Source organism: Enterobacter cloacae complex sp. HYC074_NIDB (genome assembly GCF_056673345.1).
This window is the reverse complement of the sequence record NZ_CP114214.1, coordinates 1,969,063-1,985,784: the sequence shown is the minus strand read 5'-3', so window position 1 is coordinate 1,985,784 and position 16,722 is coordinate 1,969,063. Positions and strand designations below refer to the sequence as shown.

The window sequence follows — 16,722 nt, the reverse complement described above, 5'->3', positions numbered from 1 at the left end:
CTCTCCCATAGGGAGAGGGTGAAAACCGGGCGTATCAGGCCGCGCTTTTCTTCTTTTTAAACGGTTTCTTCGCACCCGCGCCTGGTGCAACCATCCCTCTGAAGCGCTTCACCGGCGTACTGCGCGCCTGGTCTATCAGCTGATAAAGCGTCCCCACCAGCGGCTGCATAAAGTCCTGATAGCGGCACTGCTTTTCGCTGATCTGCGTCAGCACCGATTCCCAGTGCGCGGTCATGTCCGGTCTGGCCGCCAGTTCAGGGAGGGAGTGGATGAGCGCCCGGCCCGGCTCTGTTGAGTGGATGTAACGCCCCTTCTTCTCAAGGAAACCACGCCTGAACAGCAATTCGATAATTCCCGCGCGGGTCGCCTCCGTACCCAGACCGTCGGTGGCGCGGAGGATCTTCTTCAGATCTTTATCCTGCACAAAACGGGCGATCCCGGTCATGGCCGAAAGCAGCGTCGCATCGGTGAAGTGGCGCGGCGGCTGGGTCTGTCGTTCAACCACCTCCCCCTTCTCGCACAGCAGTTCGTCGCCTTTGGCCACGACCGGCAGCGGCGTCCCGTCGTTCTCTTCGTCACGTTCTTTGTTGCCGAGCAGCGTGCGCCAGCCCGCTTCCGCGAGGAAACGCGCTTTGGCGATAAATTTGCCTTTGGCAATGTCCAGTTCGATAACGCACTTGCGGAACACCGCGTCCGGGCAGAACTGCATCAGATACTGACGCGCGATCAGGTTATAGACTTTTGCTTCGTTGTCGGTCAGGTTGACGTTGCTGGTGCGCGCCGTCGGGATTATCGCGTGGTGGGCATCGACTTTTTTATCGTCCCAGCAGCGGTTATGGGTATCCGGGTTTACCGCCGGTTGCGGCAACAGATCCGGCGCATGGACACCAATGGCGTTCATCACCGAGTGGCGTCCGGCGAAGTGTTCCTCCGGCAGATAGCGGCTGTCCGAACGCGGATAGGTGATCAGCTTGTGGGTTTCATAGAGCTTTTGGCAGATATCGAGCACGTTCTGCGCGCTCAGGCCAAACTTTTTCGCGGCCTCGATCTGCAACGCCGAAAGGGAGAACGGCAGTGGTGCGGGCTCTGATTCCCGTTTGTCGTTATAGCTGGTGACTATCGCGGGTTGGCCGGTAATGCGGTTAACCACGTGCTCCGCCAGCGGACGATGCAGCAGCCGTCCCTCTTCGTCCTGATATGACTCACAGGCATCGCTCGGCTGCCAGACGGCGGTAAAGCGTTCGTCTTTCGGCGTGACGATATGCGCTTTGACTTCGAAGAAGTCTTTGGCGACGAAATTTTCGATCTCTTCGTCGCGACGCACCACCAGCCCCAGCACCGGGGTTTGAACACGCCCAACAGAGAGTACGCCCTGATAGCCCGCATTGCGTCCCAGGATGGTGTAGGCGCGGGTCATGTTGATCCCGTACAGCCAGTCCGCGCGGGCACGTGCCAGCGCGGAGACACACAGGGGAATAAATTCGCTGTTGGCGCGCAGGCGCGAGATCGCGCGCTCCACCGCCTGCGGATTGAGGTCGTTAATTAAACAGCGCTGCACCTGCTGGCGCTTTTCCGGTGCCAGCTCCAGGTAGTCCAACACTTCGTCGACCAGCAGTTGCCCTTCCCTGTCCGGGTCACCCGCGTGGACCACTTCCGTCGCCTCATGCAGGAAACGCTTAATGACGTTGAGCTGTTTGGTGACGGAAGGACGCGGTTGCAGACGCCACTTTTCCGGCACGATCGGCAGATCGTTGAGATTCCAGCGGGCGTAGCGGCTGTCGTAGACATCCGGCTGCGCCTGTTCAAGCAGGTGACCGATACACCAGGTGACCACCTGCCCGTTACCGCATTCGATAAAGCCATCACCTTTGCGATGCGGCTTGGGCAGCACGTCGGCGATGGCTCGCGCCAGACTCGGCTTTTCGGCAATAAACAACCGCATCGAATTAACGGATCTCAATCATCGGGCGGCCACCGCGGGCGGTCACCAGCTCACCGATGGCCGTCAGGGTGATGCCAAACTCGGCAGCCGTCGCCTGAACGTCAGCTTCAGCTTCCGGCGTCACCGCCAGCAGCAGACCGCCGGAGGTTTGCGGATCGCACAGCAGGTTACGCCATGCTTCCGGCATTTCGCCCATTAAATGGCCGTAGCTGGCGAAGTTGCGCTGCGTCCCGCCCGGCACCGCGCCCTGAGCAATGTACTCTTCCACGCCCGGCAGTTTCGGCACATCCTGATACCAGATCTGCGCCTGCACGCCCGCGCCCTGACACACTTCAGAGAGGTGCCCCAGCAGACCAAATCCGGTCACGTCGGTCATGGCCTTCACGCCGTCGATATTGGCGAATGCCGCACCGGCGAGGTTCATCTGGCACATCACTTCCGTTGCCAGACCAATATGCTCGGGCTTCAGCAGGGACTTTTTCTCTGCGGTCGTCAGTACGCCAACGCCCAGCGGCTTGGTGAGGAACAGTTTGCAGCCCGGTTGCGCCGTGCTGTTGCGCTTCACGCGTTCGGTGGGCACCACGCCGGTGACGGCCAGGCCGAAGATCGGCTCCGGCGCATCGATAGAGTGACCACCGGCCAGGGCAATACCCGCCTGCTGGCAGGCAAAGCGTCCGCCTTCAATCACGTCGCGGGCAATTTCCGGCGGCAGGGTGTTAATCGGCCAGCCCAGAATGGCGATCGCCATGATCGGTTTACCGCCCATCGCAAAGATATCGCTGATGGCGTTGGTGGCCGCAATGCGCCCGAAGTCGAATGGGTTGTCGACAATCGGCATAAAGAAGTCAGTGGTGCTGATAATGCTGGTGCCGTTACCTAAGTCATAAACCGCTGCATCGTCACGCGTTTCGTTACCGACAAGCAGGTTCGGGTCGACAAACTTCGCCTGCTCACTGTGCAGGATGGTCTCCAGCACTTTCGGGGAAATTTTACAACCGCAACCGGCTCCGTGGCTGTATTGCGTTAAACGAATGGTTTGCTCGCTCATGGACGTCTCCTGTCATCTCAATCGCGCTATGGTAGCGCTCATTCCATAAAGAGGTAAGTATGACTGTCTGAATTCTGCGGCGGATGCTCAGAATCCAGACAGTTTAGCGCGGGTAATTAAAAACGGCTGACGAAAGGCGTGGTGTCCGGCACGCTGATGGTGCTGGAGGCTTTAAGCTGCGGGGTGCCGAGATAGAGGAAGCCGACAATTTTATCGTGCTCGCCACAGGCAAAGCCATCACGCACGACCGAACTTTCGGTCAGCGGTCCGGTGCGCCAGATGCCATTGAAGCCCTGCGCGACGGCGGCCATTTGCATTGCCATTACCGCGCAACCGGCAGACATCTCCTGCTCCCAGACCGGCACTTTATGATCGGCCAGGCATTTTGCGACTACCGCGATGATCATCGGCGCACGGAACGGCGCGTTGCGGGCTTTATCAATCCCCTTCTCATCCTGGCCTGCGGCAACAGCCCCCTGCTCCAGCAGATGGCTGAAGCGGTCGCGCCCTTCGCCTTCAATAATAAAGAAGTGCCATGGCTGCAATGTGCCATGGTCCGGCGCACGCATTCCGGCACGCAGAATGTTTTCCAGCTGCTCGCCGACGGGTGCCGGTTCGGCCAGGCGGGAAGCGCTACGACGGTTAACAAGCAGTTCAAGTGCGTCCATTGGTTAACTCCTTTCATGAAATTTACTCACAAAATTAACACGACAGCAGAATTTGTTACAGCGTGGCAGGCGATTCCTGCTGACAAGTGGCGGTTGGGTCATTACGATAACCGCACATTACCGTCCCGTGGCGACGGAAACAGTCCTTTTCTGGTTAGGGAGAATACATGCGAACCCTTTGGCGAATCTTTGCCGGTTTCTTTAAATGGACGTGGCGACTGCTCAACTTCGTCCGCAACCTGGTGATGAACATCTTTTTCATCTTCCTGGTCCTGGTATGCGCTGGTATCTGGATGCATATCAGCAACGCAAACCAGTCGCAGCATTCGACGCGCGGCGCACTGTTACTCGATATCACCGGGGTGATTGTTGATAAGCCATCGACCAGCAACCGTCTGGGCGTGATTGGCCGCCAGCTGTTCGGCGCAACGTCAGACCGTCTCCAGGAAAACTCCTTGTTTGATATTGTCGACACCATCCGTCAGGCCAAAGACGATCGTAACATTACCGGTATCGTGTTGGACCTGAAAGATTTTGCCGGCGCCGATCAGCCGTCAATGCAGTACATCGGTAAAGCGCTGCGCGAATTTCGCGACAGCGGTAAACCGGTTATTGCCATTGGCGACAGCTACACCCAGGGGCAATATTATCTGGCGAGCTTTGCCAATAAGATCTGGCTTTCGCCACAGGGCACGGTCGATCTGCATGGCTTCGCCACTAACGGTCTGTACTACAAATCGCTACTCGACAAGCTGAAGGTCACTACCCACGTCTTCCGCGTCGGGACCTATAAATCCGCCGTGGAGCCGTTTATCCGCGATGATATGTCCCCTGCCGCTCGTGAAGCGGACAGCCGCTGGATTGGCGAGCTGTGGCAGAACTACCTCGGCACCATTGCCGCTAACCGTCAGATTACCGCTGAGCAGGTCTTTCCGGGCGCGCGCGGCGTGCTGGACGGCCTGCGCAAGGTGGACGGCGATACAGCGAAATACGCGCTTGATAACAAACTGGTCGATCAGCTGGGTTCCAGCGCTGAAATTGAAAAAGCGCTGACCAAACAGTTCGGCTGGAGTAAAGGGGACAAAAACTACAGCGCCATCAGCATGTATGACTACGCCGCGAAAAAATCGGACGACAGCGGTGACAGCATCGCCGTGGTGTTTGCTAACGGGGCCATTATGGACGGGGAAGAAACGCCGGGGAACGTCGGCGGGGACACCACCGCGTCGCAGATCCGCGATGCGCGCCTGGATCCGAAAGTGAAGGCAATTGTCCTGAGGGTGAACAGCCCTGGCGGCAGCGTCAGCGCCTCTGAAGTGATCCGTGCTGAACTGGCCGCCGCGCGCGCCGCAGGCAAGCCGGTAGTGGTCTCGATGGGCGGCATGGCGGCTTCCGGGGGGTACTGGATCTCGACGCCAGCCAACTACATCGTGGCTAACCCAAGCACGCTGACCGGCTCGATTGGCATCTTCGGTGTGATCAACACCGTTGAGAACAGCCTGGATTATCTCGGCGTCCACACCGACGGCGTTTCCACCTCGCCGCTGGCAGACGTGTCCGTTACCAAATCCCTGCCGCCTGAGGTGTCTGAGATGATGCAGCTCAGCATTGAGAGTGGCTATAAACGTTTCATCACGCTGGTTGCGGACTCCCGTAAAAAGACGCCAGACCAGATTGACCAGATCGCGCAGGGCCACGTCTGGACCGGCCAGGATGCGAAGAGCAACGGTCTGGTAGACAGCCTGGGTGACTTCGACGACGCCGTGAAGAAAGCGGCGGAACTGGCGAAGCTCAAGCAGTGGCACGTGGACTATTATCAGGACGAACCGACGTTCTTCGATATGGTCATGGACAGCATGTCCGGCTCCGTCCGTGCCATGCTGCCGGACGCGCTTCAGGCTTATCTGCCGGCGCCGGTGGCGACCGCGGCGAAAGCCATGAAAGCGGAGAGCGACAAGCTCGCAGCCTTTAATGATCCACAGAGCCGTTACGCGTTTTGCCTGACCTGCGCGAACGTGCGTTAAAAACCGTCCCCTCTTCCCGTGAAGAGGGGATTTTTTCTTTTGAAGAACAAGAACTCATTACCATGCAGAAGAAATCAATATATGTCGCCTATACCGGCGGTACCATCGGTATGCAGCGCTCAGAAAATGGCTATATCCCGGTTTCCGGCCACTTGCAGCGCCAGCTGGCGCTGATGCCTGAATTTCACCGTCCGGAAATGCCGGACTTTACCATCCACGAATATGAGCCGCTGATGGACTCCTCCGACATGACGCCGGAAGACTGGCAGCATATTGCGGATGATATTAAAGCCCATTACGACCAGTACGACGGCTTCGTGATCCTTCACGGTACCGACACCATGGCGTTCACCGCCTCGGCGCTCTCCTTCATGCTGGAGAACCTGAGCAAGCCCGTCATCGTGACCGGTTCGCAGATCCCGCTGGCGGAACTGCGTTCAGACGGGCAGATCAACCTGCTTAACTCTCTGTACGTGGCCGCTAATTACCCGATCAACGAGGTAACGCTTTTCTTCAACAACCGACTGTACCGCGGGAACCGTACCACTAAAGCGCACGCCGATGGCTTTGACGCTTTTGCCTCACCTAACCTGCAACCGCTGCTGGAAGCGGGGATCCATATCCGTCGTCTGGGCACGCCGCCCGCACCAAATACGGCAGGCGAGCTGATCGTTCATCCGATCACCCCGCAGCCGATTGGCGTGGTGACGATTTATCCGGGGATCTCCGCCGACGTGGTGCGCAACTTCCTGCGCCAGCCGGTGAAGGCGCTGATCCTGCGCTCCTATGGTGTGGGTAACGCCCCGCAGAACGGTGAGTTCCTGAAAGAGCTTCAGGAGGCGAGCGATCGCGGGATTGTGGTGGTCAACCTCACCCAGTGTATGTCCGGCAAGGTCAATATGGGCGGCTACGCCACCGGTAATGCTCTGGCTCACGCAGGCGTGATAAGTGGTTTCGATATGACCGTTGAGGCAACGCTGACTAAACTTCACTATTTACTGAGTCAGGATCTGGATATTGATTCCATTCGCCGCGCCATGATGCAAAACCTGCGCGGTGAACTGACGCCGGACGAATAAGGAGATCCCATGAAGCAACGCGCCCTGTTACTGGTCGATTTGCAAAATGATTTCTGTGCGGGTGGTGCACTGGCCGTCGCGGAAGGCGACAGCACCGTAGACGTCGCGAATTCGCTGATTGCGTGGTGTAAAGCTCGTGGTGAAGCGGTGTTGGCGAGTCAGGACTGGCATCCGGCAAACCACGGCAGCTTTGCCAGCCAGCACAACGTTGAGCCTTACAGCCAGGGCGAACTGGACGGGCTGGCACAAACCTTCTGGCCCGATCACTGCGTGCAGCAGACGGAAGGCGCTGAGCTGCATCCGCTGCTGAACCAGAAGGCCATCGACGCGGTGTTCCACAAAGGTGAAAACCCCACCATCGACAGCTACAGCGCGTTCTTTGATAACGGTCATCGTCAGAAGACGGCGCTGGACGCGTGGTTGCGCCACCATGAGATCACCGAGCTGATTGTGCTGGGCCTGGCGACGGATTACTGCGTGAAGTTCACCGTGCTGGATGCGCTCCAGTTGGGCTATACCGTGAATGTCATCACCGACGGCTGTCGCGGGGTAAATATTCAGCCGCATGACAGCGCTCAGGCGTTTATGGATATGGCCGCAGAAGGCGCAACGCTGTATACGCTGGCTGACTGGATGGAGACGCAGGCGTAAGCTTTTTAGCCGGGTGACGGCTTAGCCTTACCCGGCCTACTTTCTCTGGTTTTGTAGACCGGGTAAGCGTCAGCGCCACCCGGCATTTCTTCCCCAATCCCCATAAAGTGAACTCCCTCGCATCACAAGCGAAACGGCGATGCTATTCTCTTCAGGCTGTTTTTTCGCCACGCCTTTTCTGTGGCGTGGTTATTTTTGTTCAGTCAAAGAGGAAATTATATGAAACGTTTGCCCTTGCTGGCAGCATTACCCTTGCTTTGCGCGTCACTGGCTTCCGCCGCGCCCCTGATGTCCGTGGGTTACTTCAATGGGGGTGGCGATGTTACCGCCGGACCGGGTGGCGATATTAATAAACTGGACGTCCGCCAGATCACCCACCTCAACTACTCGTTTGGTCTGGTCTATAACAACGAGAAAGACGAAACCAACGCCGCGCTGAAAGATCCGGCAAAACTGCATCAAATCTGGTTATCGCCTAAGGTGGCATCCGATCTGGCGTTACTTCCTCAGCTTCGTAAACAAAACCCGAACCTGAAAGTCCTGCTTTCCGTTGGCGGCTGGGGGGCGCGTGGTTTTTCTGGCGCAGCGGCAACCAAAGAGAGTCGCGCGGTGTTTATTCGCTCCGCGCAGGAGATCGTCAGTCAATACGGCCTGGACGGGATCGACCTGGACTGGGAATATCCGGTCAACGGCGCGTGGGGACTTGTCGAAAGCACCCCTGCCGACCGGGATAATTTCACCGCGCTGTTAAAAGAGATGCGTGACGCGTTTGGTAAGAAAAAGCTGGTCACGATTGCGGTGGGCGCGAATGCGGAAAGTCCGAAAAGCTGGGTGGATGTGAAAGCTATTGCCCCCCTGCTCGATTACATCAACCTGATGACCTACGACATGGCGTACGGTACTCAGTATTTTAACGCGAATCTGTATGACTCCAGCGACTGGCCAACGGTAGCTGCCGCAGACAAATACAGCGTCGAGTTTGTGGTGAATAACTATCTGGCCGCCGGGCTGAAGCCGCAGCAGATGAATCTCGGAATTGGTTTCTATGGGCGCGTGCCGAAACGTGCCGTAGAGCCAGGGATCGACTGGAGCAAACCAGACGCGCAAAACAATCCGGTGACGCAGCCCTACTTCGGGCCGCAGGAACTGAGCCTGTTCAAATCGCTTGGCTATGATCTGACCAAAGATACCTATGTGAAATACAACGATATCGTCCGCAAGCTGCTGAACGATCCGCAAAAACGCTTTACCGAGCACTGGGACGAACAGGCGAAGGTGCCGTGGCTGTCGGTGAAATCCGCCGACGGGAAGGCGCTGTTTGCGATTTCCTATGAGAACCCGCGCTCCGTGGCGATCAAAGCGGATTACATCAAGGAGAAAGGACTTGCCGGCGCCATGTTCTGGGAGTATGGGGCTGACGACGAAAACCAGCTCGCGAAACAGCTGGCGGAGTCGCTTGGGATCCCGCATCAGTAGTAAGACAATCAAGCCCTCTCCCTTTGGGAGAGGGTTGGGTGAGGGCATAAACCCGCACCGTTATTGCATTTTCATCGTCGCAATCGGCTTCGGCGTGATGCCGAAGTCTTCTTTCAACTCGCGCTTGCTTTTCATCACCATCTGACCGTTAGTGTCGATGGTCATGTGCTGGGCGTCGGTATTGTGACGCGCCTGCCACAGCATCACCAGCTGCAAGCTGTTCTCTTTTTGCTCAGGTGTGAGCGCCACACCGTCCGGCCATTTTCCCAACTCAACGGCCGTCACCAGACGCTGATAAACCTCCGGGGTCATACCTGCAATCATGTCATCAATATTCATGATCTCTCCCTTTCAAAGGAATAATTTGCTGAATCGTTTTTTCAACCCTTGGTCTGGTCGCCGTTTTCATCATCGGTAAAGCTCATGGAAGCCGAATTTACGCAGAAACGCTCCCCCGTCGGCTGCGGGCCATCCGGGAAGACATGCCCGAGATGGGCGTCGCAGTTCCCGCAACGAATTTCGGTGCGCACCATGCCGTGCGAGGTGTCCGTCAGGTAGCGGATCGCATCATCGCTGACAGGCTCGTAAAAACTCGGCCAGCCGCAGCCAGAATCGTACTTCGTCTGGGAGTTAAACAGCGGTGCATCACACACCAGGCAGTGGTAGACGCCTTCCCGTTTATTGTGCAGCAAACGCCCGGAAAACGGCGGTTCTGTGCCGTGATTTTGCGTCACGTAAAACTGCATCTCTGTAAGGTTTTTTTTCAAATCGTCGGGGTTACGTTGGTTCGACATATGCTTACATCTCGCTGTTGAAACAGACATCTTTTAACCCAGATTCTAACAAAACATTAACACCCGCGCGTGCACTTTTGTTCTAAACTTATGTGTCGCGAAAAGGCGGTCAGGCAATTGTGATCAATTTCACATTTTAATCCTGCGAGGCCTTTAAAATTCCGGGCGCAGCCCCCATGTGGTTGCTAGCTCAAAGGGAAAGTGAGGCGAGTCAGTCGCACAAACGTTAGTCACAGGATTGATTTGTCGCAATAATTGACACGATTCCGCTTGACGCTGCGTAAGGTTTTTGTAATTTTACAGGCAACCTTTTATTCACTAACAAATAGCTGGTGGAATATATGACTATCAAAGTAGGTATCAACGGTTTTGGCCGTATCGGCCGTATTGTTTTCCGTGCTGCTCAGAAACGTTCTGACATCGAAATCGTTGGTATCAACGATCTCCTGGACGCTGAATACATGGCGTACATGCTGAAGTACGACTCAACTCACGGTCGTTTCGACGGCACCGTTGAAGTGAAAGACGGCCACCTGGTTGTTAACGGCAAAACCATCCGCGTTACTGCTGAGAAAGACCCAGCTAACCTGAAATGGAACGAAATCGGTGTTGACGTTGTAGCTGAAGCTACCGGTATCTTCCTGACCGACGAAACTGCACGTAAACACATCACTGCGGGTGCGAAGAAAGTTGTTCTGACTGGTCCTTCCAAAGACAACACCCCAATGTTCGTTCGCGGTGCAAACTTCGAAACTTACGCTGGCCAGGACATCGTTTCCAACGCATCCTGCACCACCAACTGCCTGGCACCGCTGGCTAAAGTTATCAACGACAACTTCGGCATCATCGAAGGTCTGATGACTACCGTTCACGCAACCACCGCTACTCAGAAAACCGTTGATGGCCCGTCTCACAAAGACTGGCGCGGCGGCCGTGGCGCGGCTCAGAACATCATCCCATCTTCTACCGGTGCTGCTAAAGCAGTAGGTAAAGTACTGCCAGAACTGAATGGCAAACTGACTGGTATGGCGTTCCGCGTTCCAACTCCTAACGTATCCGTTGTTGACCTGACCGTTCGTCTGGAAAAAGCTGCTTCTTATGAAGAAATTAAGAAAGCAATCAAAGCTGCTTCCGAAGGCCCAATGAAAGGCGTTCTGGGTTACACCGAAGACGACGTTGTATCTACCGATTTCAACGGCGAAGTGTGCACTTCCGTGTTCGATGCTAAAGCAGGTATCGCACTGAACGACAACTTCGTGAAACTGGTTTCCTGGTACGACAACGAAACTGGCTACTCTAACAAAGTACTGGACCTGATCGCTCACATCTCCAAATAAGTTGAGATGAGTGCTTGATCCTAAAAGGCGACTTCGGTCGCCTTTTTTATTGTTTTTAGACAGAGGATTGCTTAATGATTAATAAAATTTTTGCACTTCCGGTAGTCGAACAACTTACCCCTGTGCTCTCCCGCCGTCAGATTGACGGTGCCGATATCATCGTCGTTGATCATCCGCGCGTTAAAGCCTCCGTCGCGCTCAATGGCGCCCACCTGCTATCCTGGAAACCAGAAGGTGAAGAAGAAGGCCTGTGGCTGAGCGAGGCCACCTCGTTCAAAAGAGGGGCGGCGATCCGCGGCGGCGTACCGATTTGCTGGCCATGGTTTGGCCCGTCAGAGCAGCAGGGATTACCGTCTCACGGTTTCGCCCGTAACCAGCAGTGGACGCTGAAAGCCCACAACGAAGATGAAAACGGCGCGGTGTTGACCTTTGAGCTCCAGGCGAATGATGAAACGCGCGCCCTGTGGCCACATGAATTCACCCTGTATGCCCGCTTCAAGCTGGGTAAAACCTGCGAGATTGAACTGGAAGCGCACGGCGAATTCGAAACTACGTCCGCCCTGCACACCTATTTCAACGTAGGCGACATTCAGGCCGTTAAGGTGAGCGGACTTGGCGATACCTTTATCGACAAAGTGGATAACGCGAAAGAAGGCAAGCTGGACGACGGCGTGCAGACTTTCCCGGATCGTACCGACCGCGTATACCTGCACCCGGAAGCCTGTAGCGTCATTCACGACAGCGCGCTGAACCGCGGTATTGATGTGGTTCATCACCACCACAGCAACGTAGTGGGCTGGAACCCGGGCCCTGCCCTTTCCGTCAGCATGGCGGATATCCCGGATGACGGTTACAAGACCTTCGTCTGCGTGGAAACCGCGTGCGTGACCGCGCCGCAGAAAACCAGCGAAGAAAAACCGTCCCGCTTAGGCCAGACGATCAAGATTGTGAAGCGCTAATATTGTTCAGGCATCATAAAAAACAAACGGGGCGCAAGCGCCCCGTTTTAATGCATTACGTTCTGGTCAGAACTTGTAGGTCACACCTACAGAGAAGATGCCAGACCAGGACTTGTCGACCATCGGGCTGTCTTTCACTTCATCGCTCAGACGAATGTAACGGCCAGTACCGTACACATTCCAGTCACCGAGGAAGTTATACGATGCGGTGAGTTCCAGGTACGGGTCCCAGCCATCATCCGCGCTGTAGCTATTCAAACCACTGCGGCGAGACTCCGCTTTAGACACGCCATAGTAGTAGTCGTTGTAATTTTCGCTGCTGTACTGCACACCGATACCCGGCGTCAGCGTCACTGCGCCGTTGGTATAGCGGTAAAGCCACGCCAGATCCCAGATGAAGCCGTTGCTGTTGTCCAGGGTATCGCCCGCCAGCGCAGTGCGCAGGAAGCCATACTCGGTATTATGGACGTAAGAAAGCCCCGCCATCAGTGAGCTTCTGCGTTTGTCCAGTTGACGAAGCGCATTGCTGTCGCTGTCGCCTGGTTTAAAGTGCGTTGGGTCGTAATAGGCCATGATGGAGAGCTTATCGGCCGTATCGTTCCACAGATAGTAGCCGCCGCCCAACCCACGGAACCAGAAGTTATCGCCTTCATAGGTGACAACGGGGACAGGATAAACGTCGCGGTCATACTGCTTGTACGGGCTGTTAATCACGCCAGCACCCGCGCCAACAGTCCACTGGCTCTCAGCCTGTACGGTGCTCGCTGCGGTAGCGGCAAGGATGCCCAATGCCAGAAGTTTGAGTTTGGTCACAATCCATTCTTTCCTGTAGTCAAATAATCAGCGGGTGAAGTGTAACCGCCATTCCCGTACATCCCAAAATTTTTTGCGCACTAATCCGTTTGATTAACCCGTTATTTTTCATTTTTCAGATGACATCCCGCTTTCATTTATGTGACCGATAAATGAAAAACCCGCTTTTCGCTTATAACCGCAGTGGAAATTTTTGGATGAGTTATTGATATGTCATTGAAAGTAGATTTTATCCGTATGCAAGTTTTGCAATTGCCATCTACGCTTTAATTTAAGAAGAGGTTTTGCTGAACACCCTGCGGTTCATAGCCTTCGACCTGGCACACAGGTTGCTGCTCTGGCAGTGAGGTGCGAAAAATTCTCTTCCGGGAGCCTCCACTACTCATACGAACGGCTCTTATCCTGTGCTAAAAAACGAAAGGACGGCATGCCATGAATATATTCGATCACTATCGCCAGCGCTACGAAGCTGCCAAGGACGAAGAGTTCACACTGCAGGAGTTTCTTACCATTTGTCGGCAAGATCGCAGTGCCTATGCCAATGCGGCAGAACGGCTATTGATGGCTATTGGTGAGCCAAACATGGTTGATACTGCCCTGGAGCCACGGCTTTCCCGTCTCTTTTCGAATCGGGTGGTCGCCCGATACCCGGCGTTTGAAGAGTTCTATGGCATGGAAGATGCCATTGAGCAGATCGTCTCCTACCTGAAGCATGCCGCTCAGGGGCTGGAAGAGAAGAAGCAGATCCTTTACCTGCTGGGTCCTGTCGGTGGGGGTAAATCCTCCCTGGCTGAACGGCTGAAAGCGCTGATGCAGCGCGTGCCGATCTATGTGCTGAGCGCCAACGGCGAGCGCAGCCCGGTCAATGACCATCCGCTGTGCCTGTTTAATCCGCAAGAGGATGCGCAAATTCTGGAAAAAGAGTTTGGCATTCCGCATCGCTATCTCGGTACGATCATGTCGCCGTGGGCGGCAAAACGTCTGCACGAGTTTGGCGGGGACATCACCAAATTCCGCGTCGTGAAAGTGTGGCCGTCTATCCTCGAGCAGATCGCCATTGCCAAAACAGAACCCGGTGACGAGAACAACCAGGATATCTCGGCGCTGGTGGGTAAAGTCGATATCCGTAAGCTGGAGCATCACGCGCAAAACGACCCGGATGCCTACGGCTATTCCGGTGCGCTGTGCCGTGCCAACCAGGGGATTATGGAATTCGTCGAGATGTTTAAAGCACCGATCAAAGTGCTGCATCCGCTGCTGACCGCCACCCAGGAGGGGAACTACAACGGGACGGAAGGTATTTCCGCCCTGCCGTTTAACGGGATTATCCTTGCCCACTCTAACGAATCTGAATGGGTGACCTTCCGTAACAACAAAAACAATGAGGCGTTCCTTGACCGTGTGTACATCGTCAAAGTGCCTTATTGCCTGCGGATCTCCGAGGAGATCAAGATTTACGAAAAATTGCTCAACCACAGTGAGCTGGTCCATGCCCCTTGCGCACCGGGAACGCTGGAAACGCTGTCGCGCTTCTCGATCCTGTCGCGCCTGAAAGAGCCGGAAAACTCCAGCATCTACTCAAAAATGCGCGTGTATGACGGCGAAAGCCTGAAGGATACCGACCCGAAAGCGAAATCGTACCAGGAATACCGCGATTACGCCGGGGTCGACGAAGGGATGAACGGTCTGTCGACGCGTTTCGCGTTTAAGATCCTCTCCCGCGTATTTAACTTCGACCACGCGGAGGTGGCCGCCAACCCGGTACATCTGTTCTACGTGCTGGAACAGCAAATTGAACGTGAACAGTTCCCACAGGAGCAGGCTGAACGCTACCTGGAGTTCCTGAAAGGCTACCTGATCCCGAAATACGCCGAGTTCATTGGCAAAGAGATCCAGACCGCCTATCTGGAATCCTATTCCGAATACGGCCAGAACATCTTCGACCGGTACGTCACTTACGCTGACTTCTGGATCCAGGATCAGGAGTATCGCGACCCGGATACCGGCCAGCTGTTTGACCGTGAATCCCTGAACGCGGAACTTGAAAAAATCGAGAAACCAGCCGGGATCAGCAACCCGAAAGACTTCCGAAACGAGATTGTGAACTTCGTGCTGCGCGCCAGAGCGCATAACAACGGCCGCAATCCGAACTGGACCAGCTACGAAAAACTGCGCACCGTTATAGAGAAGAAAATGTTCTCTAACACGGAAGAGCTGTTGCCGGTTATCTCGTTCAACGCCAAAACCTCAACCGACGAGCAGAAAAAGCACGACGATTTTGTCGACCGTATGATGGAAAAAGGCTATACGCGCAAACAGGTCCGCCTGCTTTGTGAATGGTATCTGCGCGTGCGTAAATCGTCTTAAAACAAGTGCCCGGTAACGCGCTTACCGGGCCAACAAAATGTCCGGCACTTACGGACGCTGCAAGTTGGCAAATGCAGTACGGGGGATATATGACCTGGTTTATTGACCGGCGTCTTAACGGCAAAAACAAGAGCACGGTGAATCGCCAGCGCTTCTTGCGCCGTTATAAAGCGCAAATTAAACAGTCGATCTCCGAGGCCATCAACAAACGCTCGGTGACCGACGTCGACAGCGGCGAATCCGTCTCCATCCCCAACGATGACATCAGCGAACCGATGTTTCATCAGGGGCGTGGCGGCCTTCGCCATCGTGTACACCCAGGTAATGACCACTTCGTCCAGAATGACAGAATCGAGCGACCCCAAGGCGGAGGCGGCGGTTCTGGCAGCGGTCAGGGGCAAGCCAGCCAGGACGGAGAAGGCCAGGATGAGTTTGTCTTCCAGATTTCAAAAGACGAATATCTCGATCTGCTGTTTGAGGATCTGGCCCTGCCGAATCTGAGAAAGAATCAGCACCGTCAGCTCAACGAATACAAAACCCATCGTGCGGGCTATACCGCAAATGGGGTGCCCGCCAACATCAGCGTGGTGCGTTCACTGCAAAACTCGCTGGCGCGACGCACGGCGATGACGGCAGGCAAACGGCGCGAACTGCGCGAGCTGGAAACCAGCCTGAAAGTAGTGGAAAACACGGAACCGGCGCAACTGCTGGAAGAGGAGCGCCTGCGAAAAGAGATTGCCGAACTGCGGGCGAAGATCGACCGGGTGCCGTTTATCGACACGTTCGACCTGCGCTACAAGAACTACGAAAAACGCCCTGAGCCTTCCAGCCAGGCGGTGATGTTCTGCCTGATGGACGTGTCAGGTTCAATGGATCAGGCCACCAAGGATATGGCTAAGCGTTTTTATATTCTGCTCTATCTGTTCCTGAGCAGAACGTATAAGAACGTGGAGGTGGTCTACATCCGCCATCACACTCAGGCGAAAGAGGTGGATGAACATGAGTTCTTCTACTCGCAGGAGACCGGTGGCACCATCGTGTCGAGCGCCCTGAAGCTGATGGATGAGGTAGTGAAGGAGCGCTACGATCCGGCGCAGTGGAACATCTACGCCGCGCAGGCATCGGATGGCGATAACTGGGCGGATGACTCGCCGCTGTGTCATGAAATTCTGGCGAAGAAGATCCTGCCGGTGGTGCGTTACTACAGCTACATTGAAATTACCCGTCGCGCCCACCAGACGCTATGGCGTGAGTATGAGCATCTGCAAGCGATGTTTGATAACTTTGCGATGCAGCACATTCGTGACCAGGATGACATCTATCCGGTCTTCCGGGAACTGTTCCAGAAGCAGAGTTCTACAACCTCTAATTAAATGTTATTAATCAGCCAGTTAACTATGTTTTTCTGGCTGATTTTATTGCATTTTCACCCTTCATTTTCACTATATTTTTCATTCGCTTAGCTTTTATTTTGGGGAATGGGATTTTGAAGAAGTGATTATGCACAACTTCCTTTGAGCTTTAGGATGGTCATCATGCGATGGATGTAAAATCCTATCGGGCC

Annotated in this window: 14 protein-coding genes; 8 read left to right on the top strand and 6 right to left on the bottom strand. The window is 55.1% G+C overall.

Annotated elements, in window-relative coordinates; genetic code table 11:
• Window positions 1-34 precede the first annotated feature (34 nt).
• The 3 genes from O1724_RS09805 to O1724_RS09795 all read right to left on the bottom strand — a co-directional run bounded on the left by O1724_RS09805 (window position 35) and on the right by O1724_RS09795 (window position 3,658).
• A complete protein-coding gene (locus tag O1724_RS09805; protein ID WP_126296642.1) occupies window positions 35-1,942 on the bottom strand; it encodes a DNA topoisomerase III in 1,908 nt (635 codons plus the stop codon).
• Window positions 1,943-1,946: 4 nt separating this feature from the next.
• Window positions 1,947-2,990, bottom strand: a complete 1,044-nt coding sequence (gene selD / locus O1724_RS09800; protein ID WP_045330569.1) for a selenide, water dikinase SelD — start codon at window positions 2,988-2,990, stop codon at window positions 1,947-1,949.
• 116 nt (window positions 2,991-3,106) lie between these two features.
• A complete protein-coding gene (locus tag O1724_RS09795; RefSeq protein WP_126296643.1) occupies window positions 3,107-3,658 on the bottom strand; it encodes an NAD(P)H nitroreductase in 552 nt (183 codons plus the stop codon).
• 167 nt (window positions 3,659-3,825) lie between these two features.
• Between O1724_RS09795 and sppA the strand changes: the two genes are divergently transcribed.
• The 4 genes from sppA to chiD all read left to right on the top strand — a co-directional run bounded on the left by sppA (window position 3,826) and on the right by chiD (window position 8,888).
• Window positions 3,826-5,682 (top strand): signal peptide peptidase SppA, encoded by a 1,857-nt coding sequence (sppA, locus tag O1724_RS09790; RefSeq protein ID WP_126296644.1) that lies wholly within the window; start codon window positions 3,826-3,828, stop codon window positions 5,680-5,682.
• 62 nt (window positions 5,683-5,744) lie between these two features.
• Complete coding sequence (gene ansA, locus O1724_RS09785; RefSeq protein ID WP_023303507.1) at window positions 5,745-6,761, top strand: asparaginase; 1,017 nt, start codon at window positions 5,745-5,747, stop codon at window positions 6,759-6,761.
• 9 nt (window positions 6,762-6,770) lie between these two features.
• Complete coding sequence (gene pncA, locus O1724_RS09780) at window positions 6,771-7,412, top strand: bifunctional nicotinamidase/pyrazinamidase (RefSeq protein ID WP_032658145.1); 642 nt, start codon at window positions 6,771-6,773, stop codon at window positions 7,410-7,412.
• Window positions 7,413-7,631: 219 nt separating this feature from the next.
• Window positions 7,632-8,888: a chitinase ChiD gene (chiD, locus tag O1724_RS09775; protein ID WP_022650869.1), complete on the top strand. Its 1,257-nt coding sequence runs from the start codon at window positions 7,632-7,634 to the stop codon at window positions 8,886-8,888.
• A gap of 60 nt (window positions 8,889-8,948) precedes the next feature.
• On the opposite strand, the gene O1724_RS09770 is transcribed toward chiD, so the two are convergent.
• Together O1724_RS09770 and msrB are read right to left on the bottom strand one after the other, a co-directional pair.
• Window positions 8,949-9,227, bottom strand: a complete 279-nt coding sequence (locus O1724_RS09770; protein ID WP_003857863.1) for a YeaC family protein — start codon at window positions 9,225-9,227, stop codon at window positions 8,949-8,951.
• 41 nt (window positions 9,228-9,268) lie between these two features.
• Complete coding sequence (gene msrB, locus O1724_RS09765; protein WP_003857865.1) at window positions 9,269-9,682, bottom strand: peptide-methionine (R)-S-oxide reductase MsrB; 414 nt, start codon at window positions 9,680-9,682, stop codon at window positions 9,269-9,271.
• 341 nt (window positions 9,683-10,023) lie between these two features.
• Between msrB and gapA the strand changes: the two genes are divergently transcribed.
• Complete coding sequence (gapA, locus tag O1724_RS09760; RefSeq protein WP_006809136.1) at window positions 10,024-11,019, top strand: glyceraldehyde-3-phosphate dehydrogenase; 996 nt, start codon at window positions 10,024-10,026, stop codon at window positions 11,017-11,019.
• 74 nt (window positions 11,020-11,093) lie between these two features.
• Complete coding sequence (locus O1724_RS09755; protein ID WP_063869517.1) at window positions 11,094-11,978, top strand: D-hexose-6-phosphate mutarotase; 885 nt, start codon at window positions 11,094-11,096, stop codon at window positions 11,976-11,978.
• A 66-nt stretch (window positions 11,979-12,044) separates the two neighbouring features.
• Here O1724_RS09755 and O1724_RS09750 read toward each other — a convergent pair whose 3' ends face one another.
• Window positions 12,045-12,791, bottom strand: a complete 747-nt coding sequence (locus tag O1724_RS09750) for a MipA/OmpV family protein (protein WP_022650867.1) — start codon at window positions 12,789-12,791, stop codon at window positions 12,045-12,047.
• Between the two features lie 432 nt (window positions 12,792-13,223).
• On the opposite strand from O1724_RS09750, the gene yeaG reads away from it, so the two are divergent.
• Window positions 13,224-15,158: a protein kinase YeaG gene (gene yeaG, locus O1724_RS09745; RefSeq protein ID WP_006809140.1), complete on the top strand. Its 1,935-nt coding sequence runs from the start codon at window positions 13,224-13,226 to the stop codon at window positions 15,156-15,158.
• Between the two features lie 89 nt (window positions 15,159-15,247).
• Window positions 15,248-16,531, top strand: a complete 1,284-nt coding sequence (locus O1724_RS09740) for a YeaH/YhbH family protein (protein WP_023299884.1) — start codon at window positions 15,248-15,250, stop codon at window positions 16,529-16,531.
• Window positions 16,532-16,722 lie beyond the last annotated feature (191 nt).